A 12099-nucleotide genomic window follows, 5' to 3' on the forward strand; every position below is an offset into this window, starting at 1 on the left:
TGACCTAAAGGTGGCTAGCCTTACTCTAGAACCTATTGCAGCTATTAATATTGCGGTACCAGAAAACTTTAGACTGCTTAATCTAGGTTTGGTGGATGTGGGAGCTGGAACTTCCGATATTTGCCTTACTAAGGATGGCAGCATTATTGCCTTTGGCATGATTCCTGTGGCAGGAGATGAAATCACTGAAGCCATTGCAAGACACTATCTTGTAGACTTTAAAACTGCAGAGCAGATTAAGATGATTGCAAGCTCTAAGCCAAAGGGACAGGTGAAATTTAAAGACGTCATGGGCATTGAGCAAAAAATCAATGTTTCAGATATTAATAAAGTTGCCTCAGAGCCAATTGGTGAGATGGCTAAGGAAACAGCAAGTCGCATTAAAGAGCTTAATGGAGGCAAGAGCTGTAACGCCGTCTTTGTAGTTGGTGGCGGTGGCAAAATGTCTGGCTACACACAAACTCTTGCTAAGGAGCTTGGTCTTCCAAAGGAGAGAGTTGCAGTTCGTGGGGCAGATGTACTTGAAAGCGTGGATTTTAGCGCGGTTTCTTTCCAGAAGGATTCCCTTTATGTAACACCAATCGGAATTTGCACTAATTTCTATAACCAGAAGAACAACTTCGTCTTTGTTAGCGTAAACGAGTCAAGGGTTAAGCTCTATGACAACAACCACCTAACAATTAGCGATGCCCTTGTTCAGATTGGTTATTCTAATAGCGATGTATTCCCTAAACGTGGTAAGGCCCTTAGTTTCTCAATTAATGGCGTTCAAAGACAGGTTAAGGGTAAATCTGGCGAAGGCGCTATAATTAAGCTAAATGGCAAGCCTGCTAACCTAAATTCTAAGATTGGTCAAAATGCAAAGATTGAAATTAAGAATTCAACTGCCGGTGAGGATGCAAACCTTACACTTAATAAGCTAGAGGAGCTCTCAAGCCCAGTTAAGTTAACTCTTAACGGTGAGCTACTTGAACTTCCAAAGATTGTCTATGTAAATGGCGAGACAAAGCCTGAAGATTACGACATTTTAGAGGGAGATCATTTAAGAGTTGAAAACTATTATACTGTTAAGCAGCTTTGTGACTGCCTTGGCATGAAAGCCCTTGATAACGAAATCTTTGTAAACGGCGAGGAAGCTAATCCTATTACTAAGATTTATTCCGGTGATTCTATTACAGCCTCAAGTTACATTAAGAGTAATGAAAATGCATCAAATCCTGACAATAAGTATCTAACCCTAACAAATGGCTTAGAGGTGGAAAATTATGAGGAAGACTTAGAAGAACTAGAAAAGGCTAAGGAGCGTGGCAGAAAGAAGGCTATACTTGAAGAAGAAAAGAAGTTAAAGGAAGAGGCCCAAAAAAGCATTGACCTTAAAAATATCGATGAATCAAGCATTGGTAAGATGAGTGCTTCCTTTACTAAAAAGAATAAGATTTCAAATAACAAGTTCATGAATGAAATTATAAAAAGCAATACATTTTCAGAAAATATTGCCAAGCCTGGAAATCAGGAAGAATTGGCGCAGGTGGCAGCAGACATGGTTGTGGTTGAGAAAAAGTCAGACATTCCAAATAAAATGACTAAGGGTATCACAATTTTTGTAAATAATGAACCTGTAAAATTATCTGGGAAAAGCGACTACATTTTGGTAGACTTATTTCAGTTCTACGAATTTGATTTGTCTAAGCCAAAGGGAGTCGTAGTTCTAAAACAAAATGGAAATAAGGGTGAATACACAGCTCCTCTAAAGGAAGGAGATAAGATTGACCTTTATTGGGAGGATATAACACAATGAGAATGATGCCAATCGCAAGTGGCAGCAGTGGAAACTGCGTCTACGTTGGCTCTGATAATACGCATATTTTAATTGATGCAGGAGTTAGTCGTAAAAAAATTGAAGAGGGTTTGAATAAAATCGACCTTTCAGTTAAAGATTTATCTGCAATATTCGTAACACATGAGCACAGTGACCACATTAAGGGTATTGGAGTTATAAGTCGAAAAGAGGCTATTCCAATTTATGCAACCCAAGGTACAATTGATGGAATATTAGAGGCTGGTTTAGGAGATATGCCTGAGGGCATACTTAATAGAATCGGCGTTGACATTCCCTTTTACCTTAACGATTTAGTTATTAGACCTTTTGCAATTTCACACGATGCTAACGAGCCTTGTGCTTACAGCATTACTAATGCAAATAAGAAGGTTTCTGTTTGTACAGACCTTGGTTGTTATGATGACTATACAGTTGAGAATTTGAAAGAATCGGACATTTTATATGTAGAGGCTAATCATGACATAAATCTACTTCAGGTAGGTAGTTACCCATATTATCTTAAGCAAAGAATCTTAGGAAATAAGGGACATTTATGTAATGAATCTTCAGGACAGCTAATTAGTAAGGTTTTACATCCTAATTTAAAGAAGGTAATTCTTGGCCACTTAAGTAAGGATAATAACTACGAAAAGCTAGCCTATGAAACTGTAAAATTAGAAATTGACCAGTCAGAAAATGACTATAAGGCCAGTGATTTTGAAATTGAGGTGGCAAAGAGATTTGAAACTTCAATGTTAAATGTGATTTAAGCTTATATGTAATTAAATGTTGCATTTGATTTAATGTTACATGTTAAATGTGCTTTAAAGTAACATTTTCAAAAAGAATAAAAATTTAAGCTTCCGAAATCTTGCAATTATGCGGGGTTTTGGAAGCTTTTTGCTTATCTTAAAATTGACATACATTCAGAAATAGAGTATCTTTAGAGGGATAAAGCTTGCAATTTGCAAGTGTTTAATTTTAAGGAGAATGATTATATGAAGAAGTGTGTAATTACAGTTGTAGGAAAAGATACAGTTGGAATTATAGCAAAGGTATGTACTTATTTAGCTGAGTCTAAGATCAATATCTTAGATATTTCACAGACTATCGTTTCAGGTTATTTTAACATGATGATGATCGTTGATATTGCTAATACAACTAAGAGCTATGATGAAATTTTAGAGAATTTAGACAAGCTTGGCGAAGGTATCGGCGTTTCTATTAAGTGCCAGAAGGAAGAAATCTTCGACATGATGCATAGAATCTAATTCGATTTTTCAAAACACATAAAAACTCTGATAATATAGGAGAAAACTATGATTAATATTATGGAAGTCACTGAGACTAATAAGATGGTTGAGAAGGAAAACCTTGATGTAAGAACTATTACAATGGGTATTAACTTGCTTGAATGTGCAAGTCCAGACCTTAAGTCTACATGTGATAATATTTACAATAAAATTACAACTCTTGCTAAGGACTTAGTAAAGACTGGTGAAGACATTGCTAGGGAATTCGGTGTCCCTATTGTTAATAAAAGAATTTCTATCACACCAATTTCTTTAGTTGGTGGTGCTTGTTGTAAGACAAGTGATGACTATGTTGAAATCGCAAAGACTCTTGATAAGGCTGCACACACAGTTGGTGTTAACTTTATCGGTGGTTATTCAGCAGTAGTTTCAAAGGGTATGACTCGTTCTGATGAGTTACTCATTCGTTCAATCCCAAAGGCTTTAAAGGAAACAGAACTTATTTGTGCTTCTGTAAATGTTGGATCAACAAAGACTGGTATCAATATGGATGCAGTTAAGCTTATGGGCGAAATTGTAAAGGAAACAGCACATTTGACAAAGGACAACGACTCTATTGGTTGTGCTAAGTTAGTTGTTTTATGTAATGCACCTGATGATAATCCATTTATGGCTGGAGCTTTCCACGGTGTAACAGAAGACGACGCAATCATTAACGTAGGTGTTTCTGGTCCAGGTGTTGTAAAATATGCTCTCGAATCAGTACGTGGTGAGAGCTTTGAGGTTCTTTGCGAAACTATAAAGAAGACTGCCTTTAAGATTACTAGAGTAGGTCAGTTAGTAGCTCAAGAAGCTTCTAAGCGTCTTGGTGTACCTTTTGGTATCATCGACCTTTCACTTGCTCCAACTCCAGCAATCGGCGATTCAGTTGCAGATATTTTAGAAGAAATCGGACTTGAAAGAGCCGGTGCTCCTGGTACAACAGCAGCTCTTGCCCTTTTAAATGACCAGGTTAAGAAGGGTGGCGTTATGGCTTCTTCTTACGTTGGTGGTTTATCAGGTGCCTTCATTCCTGTTTCAGAAGATCAGGGTATGATTGATTCTGTTGAGGCTGGTTGCCTTACAATTGAAAAGCTTGAGGCTATGACTTGTGTTTGTTCAGTAGGTCTTGATATGATTGCCATTCCTGGTGATACTAAGGCTACAACAATCTCAGGTATCATCGCAGATGAGGCAGCTATTGGTATGATCAACCAGAAGACAACTGCTGTAAGAGTTATTCCTGTTGAAGGAAAGGGACTTGGAGAGACAGTTGAATTTGGTGGATTACTTGGATACGCACCAATTATGCCAGTAAATCAGTTTGATTGTTCTGCGTTTGTGAATAGAAAAGGTAGAATTCCAGCGCCTATTCATAGTTTTAAGAACTAGGTGTATTAAATCAGTTATTAAATAATATAGTTTGATGCTTGCTGTTATATTTGTGTGACTAACTTACATTGCAGCGCAGCCATCAAATTCTCAAAGACGTACACTAGATTACAATCGCAAATTAAATCGACAATATTATATAGTTTGATGCTTGCTGTTATGTTTGTGTGACTAACGTACATTGCAGCACAGCCATCAAATTCTCAAAGACACGTTTTCACTAAGCTAATTGCTTAGCGGTACTAATAAAAGGGATGGGTTATAACCCATCCCTTTTAAAGTGCCGAAGCAATTAGAATTGTCTTTTCGAATTTATGTCTGCGCTTCCATTTACCTTACAACAAACCAGACAATAAGATGAAACTTTATAGATATAAAACGGCTTTAATTGCCGATAGAATTGGCGAGAATTATCGCATGGGGTATCTTCATCCGCGGGGGTGATGCACAATGTAAGTGGAGATACAAGTTCGAAAAGACAATTCTAGCTGCCTCTGCACTTAAAAGGACGTCCCCTTTAGGGGGCTGGACTTTCTTAGTACAGCTAGGCAGCTAGCTTAGCGGGAGCGGGTCTTTGAGAACTTCGTAGCTTCACTGCAATGTCCGTCCTTCTCCCCTTAGCGGCTGAGATAACTCATCCCATTAGTAAAACTCCCTATTTAGTTTTCCTTCACAATTGCCTTCTTAATCTCTCTTTCTGGAATCTTTCCTGTCTTCCTTCCTAGCACATTATTGTACAAATCAGACATATACATTTCTTCCAAAAATTCTTTATTTTCTTTTCCCTTAGAGTTCTTAGTTATTAGTTCTATATCTAAGTCCTTCTTTACGCTAGATAGTAGGGCTTGTCCTTTTTTATCAAAGCCTAACACTTTAATAAAAGCTAATTCTTCCTTTATATCTGTCTTTTTTATTCCTAAAATTATGCAAAAAAGACAGCGGGAGATGCGAGAGTAAGTGTAGGTTTTTGATTTTAGAGCATCTATAAAATCACTGATTTTAAAGGCTCTATTCCAGTTTATAAACTTCGTATAGATAGAGGCTGCTAAAAATTCTGATAGGTCGTTGAATTCTACTAAAGTTTTTATAGCCTCGTCTTTGTTATATTTGCAAAGGTCTAAGAGCTTAAAATAAAGAAGGTCACTAAAGTCATCAATAAAGATTAGTTCGTTCTTATTAAAGCTATCTTCTAAGATATTATAAGTAAATTCATTTGTGTGACCTTTGATTATTTCTATGTCTTTTTTATACAAAGAATTTCTAATAGCTGTGGCGCTTGTAAGATTTTCTTTTATTTCTTCATCATTAAAGTCTTGGCCAAGGCGTTTTATGCCTTCAAAGCTTATGTTGGCCTTATGTTTTTTGTTATATTTTAAAATCTGTCTAATATATTCAATAGCAAGCACATTGTTGGACTTAGTTGTTTCCTTTGCCAAATTCTCCCCATAAATAGAAGAGAGGGCAAGCATTCTAGCCTTAGGGTAGGAGTAGCCTTCATTAATAAAGGACTTGATGCTTTCACTAAATTCTGGACTTTCGTCGTTTAGTAGGTTAGCGATCTTTACTAGATTTTCAATATTATCAGACTCCATGCCAAAGATTATCTTATTAGCTCCCAGCTTTATGAGACTGTTAACGGCTGCAAAGGCAAAGTAGCTTGCGCTTGATAAGGAAAATTTAGTTGCTATCTGAAGGATGAGATTTACATTTTCAGATAAAGCCATACTCGTTCTTTTATATTTATCTATAATTGCTCCCTCGCCTCTTTGGACATAATCGCCACTCATGGAAACAATGAGGCTTGTCTCTGGGTATTTAGCCTTGATTGAGTCAAGCAAATACTTGTGTCCGTTGTGGAAGGGATTAAATTCTGCAACTATTCCTATAGTCATAATTAAACCTCTTGTTAAATTTATATAAAATTACAAGTTAATAATATTATTTTTTCTAAAACATGTCAAAATCGTGCTTTTAAAGAGATAATGTTAAAATATTTTCTTGTATTCAAAAAGGAAAAGTCGTATAATTTTTACTAGTGTTCGAAGTGTTTTTGAAACTGGAAATCATCGAACTAATATTAAAAAAACAAAATAATCTAAGGAGGAGTCAGTAATCATGGCATTTATTGACGAAATTAAAGCAAAGGCTAAAGCTGATAAGAAGACTATCGTTTTACCTGAATCTATGGATAAGAGAACATTTGCTGCTGCAGAGCAGATTTTAAAGGAAGGTATCGCTAACTTAATCATTATCGGTACTAAGGAAGAAATCGCTGCTAACAGTGAAGGATATGATATTACAGGTGCAACTATCGTTGATCCTTTCAACGATCCTAACAAGCAGAAGTACATCGACAAGTTTGTTGAATTAAGAGCTAAGAAGGGTGTTACTCCAGAGCAGGCTAAAGAAATGATGGAAAAGGATTACATGTACTATGCATGCCTTATGTGTAAGTGTGGAGATGCTGATGGTGCTGTTTCAGGTGCTTGCCACTCAACAGGTAACACAATCAGACCAGCTCTTCAGTTATTAAAGACTAAGCCAGGTATCTCTTCAGTTTCTGGTTTCTTCCTTATGGAAGTTCCTAACTGCGAACTTGGTGAAAACGGTTTATTCGTATTCGCTGACTGTGCTGTTAACCCAGATGTTGATTCTGAAAAGTTAGCTGAAATCGCAAAGTTATCTGCTGAATCATTTGAAACATTTGTTGGTAAGGAAGCTAAGGTTGCTATGCTTTCATTCTCTACAAAGGGTTCTGCTAAGCATGACAATGTAGATAAGGTTGCTAACGCTGTTGCAATCGCTCATGAGAAGTACCCAGAACTTACACTTGATGGTGAATTACAGTTAGATGCTGCATTAGTTCCAGAAGTTGGTGAATTAAAGGCTCCAGGTTCTAAGGTTGCTGGTCATGCTAACACATTAGTATTCCCTTCACTTGAAGCTGGTAACATCGGTTATAAGTTAGTTCAGAGACTTGCTAAGGCTGGTGCTTACGGTCCTATCTTACAGGGTCTTTCACTTCCAGTTAACGATCTTTCAAGAGGTTGTTATGCAGAAGATATCGTTGGTACAGTAGCTTTAACAGCTGTTCAGGCTCAGAATGCTGCCAACTAATCTAGATTTAGTCTTATTTTAATTAACTAGATTTTTAAGATATTACTTAATAAAAACTGATCACCGGGAGTTTTACATTGCCTCCGGTGATTAGTTAAGTTATAAATAATTTTTTAAACAAGGAGATTATCAATGAATATTTTAGTTTTAAACTGTGGTAGTTCATCACTTAAGTATCAGTTAATCAACATGGACGACGAAAGCGTTATCGCTAAGGGTCTTGTTGAAAGAATTGGTATCGAAGGTTCAATCCTTACACATAAGCCAACAGGTAAGGATAAGTATGTAGTAGAAACACCTATGAAGGATCATAACATCGCTGTTAAGTTAGTTCTTGACGCTTTAGTAGATCCAGAACACGGTGTAATTAAGTCAACAGACGAAATCGGCGCTGTAGGTCATAGAGTACTTCACGCTGGTGAAGCTTACAAGGAGTCTTGCCTTGTAACTGAAGATGTTAAGAGAGTTATTAAGGAGTGCTTCGATTTAGGACCTCTTCATAACCCAGCTAACTTAATCGGTATCGAAGCTGTTGAAGCTGCTATGCCTGGTAAGAAGAATATCGCAGTTTGGGATACAGCATTTGGTGGAACAATGGAGCCAAAGGCTTACCTTTACGCTATTCCAAGAGAATACTATGAGAAGTATCATGTAAGAAGATACGGTTTCCACGGAACATCTCATATGTTCGTTTCTGGTGAAACAATTAAGTTTGCAGGCCTCAATAAGGACAACGCTAAGGTTATCGTTTGCCACTTAGGTAATGGTGCTTCAATCTCTGCATCAATCGGTGGTAAGTGTGTTGATACTTCAATGGGTCTTACTCCACTTGAAGGTTTAATCATGGGTACACGTTCTGGTGATCTTGATCCAGCTATCCTTGAATACCTTTGCAACCATGAGAATATGACAATCTCTGAGATGTTAAACGTTCTTAATAAGAAGTCTGGTATCTTAGGTATGTCAGGTATCTCTTCAGATTTCCGTGACTTAATCGCAGAAGTTGATAAGGGTAACCAGATTGCTAAGGATACATTAGATGCTTATGCTTACAGAGTTGCTAAGTACATCGGTTCTTATGTAGCAGCTATGAACGGTGTAGATGCTATCGCATTTACAGCTGGTGTTGGTGAGAACAACGCTAGAATCCGTAAGATGATCTTAAGCTACTTCAACTACTTAGGTATTGAAGTTGATGATGCAGCTAACGAAGCAGCAGTTGGCGAAACAAAGATGATTTCTACAGCAGATTCTAAGGTTAAGGTAGTAGTATTACCTACTAACGAAGAATTAGCAATCGCTAGAGATACATTAGCATTAGTTAAGTAATTGTCTTATAACTATTAAATTTTAAGCTGTAAAGTAATTTTACTTTACATTTTAGAAAATGTTGTTGACAAAAACAAAACATGTGCGTATAATTGACAAAGTGTGAAAAGGCAAGTTATTTCCCTTCACGCCTAGTATATAGGATCGGGTCGTAACTAAGTATTAAAGGTTTCGATAGGAGATTATGTATGCTAATTGATTTAAGAGAACTTTTATCCGGTTCATCTCAAGATTTAACTAAAAATGTTTCCCTTGAAGCGGATACATTTAATAATGGTCTATTTGACTATCCAATAGTTAAGAAGGCACCATTTGATGTTACTATTAACAAGATAGGAACTAACAAGATTTCTATTAAGGCAGTAACAGATGTAACTTTATCAATTCCTTGTGACAGATGTTTAACAGCTGTTGATACTAAGGTGGATTTAGTTATTGATGAGATAGTTGATTTTGCTGATGACGCTTCGGAAGAAGAGACTCAGATAGAAAAAGACTACATTGATGGATACAACCTCGACGCGGATAAATTATTATTTAGCGAATTGCTTGTTTCCATGCCAGGCAAGACTTTATGTAAGGAAGACTGCAAGGGCTTATGCTTAAAATGTGGTACTAATCTTAATATTAAGGAATGCGGGTGTGACCGCGATGTTCTGGATCCAAGAATGTCTGTTTTCAAAGATATTTTAAATGAGTTTAAGGAGGTGTAATAGTATGTCAATTTGTCCAAAGAATAAATCATCTAAGGCTAGAAGAGATAAGAGAAGAGCTAATTGGAAGATGAGCGCTCCTAATCTTGTTAAGTGTTCAAAGTGTGGTGCTTTAATGCTCCCTCATAGAGTTTGCAAGGCTTGTGGTTCTTACAACAAGAAGCAGATTATCGAAGTTGAAGCTTAATTCTAGAGCTTAATTTTTATAAAGAGTCCTTTTATAGGGCTCTTTTTTTGTTTGTTAAAAAACTCTAAAAGACTTGAAAAATGCGCGTTTTCGTGGTACTTTTAATAAAGTTTAAAAATAAATTCGGAGGAGAATATGATTAAAGTCGCTTTAGATGCTATGGGTGGAGATAATGCTCCAAAGGAAACAGTAAAGGGAGCTATAGAAGCAATTAATGCCGATAGTGACACATTTGTATATCTAGTTGGACTAGAGGATGTTATTAATAAGGAGCTTGCAAATTATAAATATAACAAGGATCAGCTTGAAGTAGTAGCTGCTAGTGAAGTTATTGAAACAGGTGAACCACCTGTTATGGCCGTTAGAAGAAAGAAGGATTCTTCTTTAGTTAAGGCTTTATATATGGTTAAGGAAAAGAAGGCTGACGCTTTTGTTTCAGCTGGTAGTTCAGGTGCTATTCTTGTTGGTGGACAAACTATTGTAGGTAGATTAAAGGGCGTTCAAAGACCTCCTATGTCACCACTTGTACCAACTATGAATGGTGTTTTCTTACTTGCAGATGCAGGTGCTAACGTAGATTCTAGACCGGATTTCCTTGTTCAGTGGGCTAAGATGGGCTCTATTTACATGGAGAATGTAGTAGGTGTTAAGAATCCTAGAGTAGCTATTGTTAACGTAGGTTTAGAAGAAGAGAAGGGTAACCAGTTAGTCAAGGAGACATTTCCACTTCTTAAGGCTTGCGATGACATTAACTTTATTGGAAGTATTGAAGCTAGAGAAATTCCTAATGGTGGAGCAGATGTAGTAGTCTGTGACGCCTTTGTAGGTAATGTAATCTTAAAGCTCTATGAAGGTCTTGGCGGTGGCTTACTTAAGAAAATTAAGGGTGTTTTAATGTCTAGTCTTAAGACTAAAATTGGTGCTCTCTTAATTAAGAATAAGCTTAAGGAAGAGTTAAAAACTATGGATGCTAGCCAGTACGGAGGAGCACCTTTAGTAGGCTTAAATGGTCTAGTTGTTAAGACTCACGGAAACGCTAAATCTACTGAAATTAGGAACTCAATTCTTCAGTGTGTTAAGTTTACAAAAATGAATATTAATGATAAGATTGTAAAGTCATTAGAGAATATGCCAACAGCTAATGACTAAGCATTTTGGCAAAGCTTTATAGCATGTATGATGCTAATAGAGGGATTTTTATTTTGAAAGGATGTTAATACTATGGAATTCGAGAAATTACAGAAAATTATTGCTGATGTACTTAATGTAGACGTTGACAAGATTAATCTTGATACAACATTTATCGATGATTTAGGCGCTGATTCATTAGATGTTTTTCAGATCATTATGGGAATTGAAGAAGAATTTGATATTGAAATCCCTGAAGACGCAGCAGAACAGATTTCAACTGTTGCAGATGCAGTAGAAGCAATTAAGAACGCAACTAAATAATAACTTTATATGATTTAATATAGGACTACTTATTTGTTTAAGTAAGTAGTCTTATTTATTTGTAAAAATATAAAAAGGAAGATGAATTTATGAATACTAATCTGAATGAATTAATGGATATTATTGGCTATAAGTTCAAAGATATCTCATTACTAGAGAATGCACTTACTCATAGTTCATATGCCAATGAAAAGAAACAGCTTAAGATTAAGGATAATGAAAGACTTGAATTTTTAGGCGATGCTGTTTTGGAACTATCAAGCAGTGACTACATTTTCAAAAAATTCACAATGAATGAAGGTAAGATGACTAGACTTCGTGCAAGTATTGTTTGTGAGCCAACTCTTGCACTTTGCGCTAGAGAATTTGGTTTTGAGGAATTTATTAAGCTTGGTAAGGGTGAAGAACTTACAGGCGGTAGAAGAAGAGACTCTATTGTTTCAGATGCACTTGAGGCTTTAATTGGTGCTATTTATCTTGATAGTGATTTTGCTAATGCAAAAGAGTTTGTCCTTAAATTTATTTTAAATGACTTAGACAATAAACAACTCTTTTTTGATAGCAAGACCATTCTACAGGAAGTTGTTCAAGGAATGGGTAAAGAGGTTAGCTATTCTCTAATTAGAGAAGAAGGACCAGAGCATAATAAGACTTTTGTTGTGGAAGTTAAAGTAGAGGGCTTAATTGAGATTGAAGGAAGCGGACACAATAAGAAGAATGCTCAGGCTAACGCCGCCTATAAAGCTTTAGTAGAGCTTAAAAATAAAGGGATAGAAATTAAAGATGTATTAAAGTAAC

Annotated in this window: 12 protein-coding genes; 11 read left to right on the forward strand and 1 reads right to left on the reverse strand. The window is 36.3% G+C overall.

Features of this window, described 5'->3' with window-relative positions:
* From QVA17_RS05865 to QVA17_RS05880, 4 genes are all read left to right on the forward strand, one after another.
* On the forward strand, positions 1-1798 hold a 1798-nt coding region (locus QVA17_RS05865; RefSeq protein ID WP_287387041.1), incomplete at its 5' end, for a cell division FtsA domain-containing protein.
* Positions 1795-2589, forward strand: coding sequence for an MBL fold metallo-hydrolase (locus QVA17_RS05870; protein WP_287387042.1), 795 nt, complete (start codon positions 1795-1797; stop codon positions 2587-2589). The genes QVA17_RS05865 and QVA17_RS05870, both read left to right, overlap by 4 nt.
* 228 nt (positions 2590-2817) lie before the next feature.
* Entirely contained in the window at positions 2818-3090 is a 273-nt protein-coding gene (locus QVA17_RS05875; protein ID WP_027430708.1) for an ACT domain-containing protein, read from the forward strand.
* Positions 3091-3138: 48 nt separating this feature from the next.
* Positions 3139-4503, forward strand: a complete 1365-nt coding sequence (locus tag QVA17_RS05880) for a PFL family protein (RefSeq protein ID WP_074521205.1) — start codon at positions 3139-3141, stop codon at positions 4501-4503.
* A 659-nt stretch (positions 4504-5162) separates the two neighbouring features.
* Here the strand turns inward: QVA17_RS05880 and QVA17_RS05885 are convergent.
* Positions 5163-6395, reverse strand: a complete 1233-nt coding sequence (locus QVA17_RS05885) for a tRNA(Met) cytidine acetate ligase (protein ID WP_287387043.1) — start codon at positions 6393-6395, stop codon at positions 5163-5165.
* 223 nt (positions 6396-6618) lie between these two features.
* On the opposite strand from QVA17_RS05885, the gene pta reads away from it, so the two are divergent.
* The 7 genes from pta (at position 6619) to rnc (ending at position 12098) form a co-directional block, all read left to right on the forward strand.
* The gene (gene pta, locus QVA17_RS05890; RefSeq protein WP_287387045.1) at positions 6619-7620 is read left to right on the forward strand and encodes a phosphate acetyltransferase; all 1002 of its coding nucleotides are present in this window, start codon (positions 6619-6621) and stop codon (positions 7618-7620) included.
* 132 nt (positions 7621-7752) lie between these two features.
* Positions 7753-8949, forward strand: a complete 1197-nt coding sequence (locus QVA17_RS05895) for an acetate/propionate family kinase (RefSeq protein ID WP_027430712.1) — start codon at positions 7753-7755, stop codon at positions 8947-8949.
* A 188-nt stretch (positions 8950-9137) separates the two neighbouring features.
* Positions 9138-9662, forward strand: a complete 525-nt coding sequence (locus QVA17_RS05900) for a YceD family protein (RefSeq protein ID WP_287387047.1) — start codon at positions 9138-9140, stop codon at positions 9660-9662.
* Positions 9663-9666: 4 nt separating this feature from the next.
* Positions 9667-9849, forward strand: coding sequence for a 50S ribosomal protein L32 (rpmF, locus tag QVA17_RS05905; protein ID WP_027430714.1), 183 nt, complete (start codon positions 9667-9669; stop codon positions 9847-9849).
* A 135-nt stretch (positions 9850-9984) separates the two neighbouring features.
* Positions 9985-10998 (forward strand): phosphate acyltransferase PlsX, encoded by a 1014-nt coding sequence (gene plsX, locus QVA17_RS05910; protein ID WP_034245421.1) that lies wholly within the window; start codon positions 9985-9987, stop codon positions 10996-10998.
* 72 nt (positions 10999-11070) lie between these two features.
* The gene (gene acpP, locus QVA17_RS05915) at positions 11071-11301 is read left to right on the forward strand and encodes an acyl carrier protein (protein ID WP_027430716.1); all 231 of its coding nucleotides are present in this window, start codon (positions 11071-11073) and stop codon (positions 11299-11301) included.
* 89 nt (positions 11302-11390) lie between these two features.
* Entirely contained in the window at positions 11391-12098 is a 708-nt protein-coding gene (gene rnc / locus QVA17_RS05920; protein WP_074521200.1) for a ribonuclease III, read from the forward strand.
* The last annotated feature ends 1 nt before the right edge of the window (position 12099 follow it).

It is taken from the genome of Lachnospira sp., assembly GCF_016290755.1.
GTDB classification, from domain to species: domain Bacteria; phylum Bacillota; class Clostridia; order Lachnospirales; family Lachnospiraceae; genus Lachnospira; species Lachnospira multipara.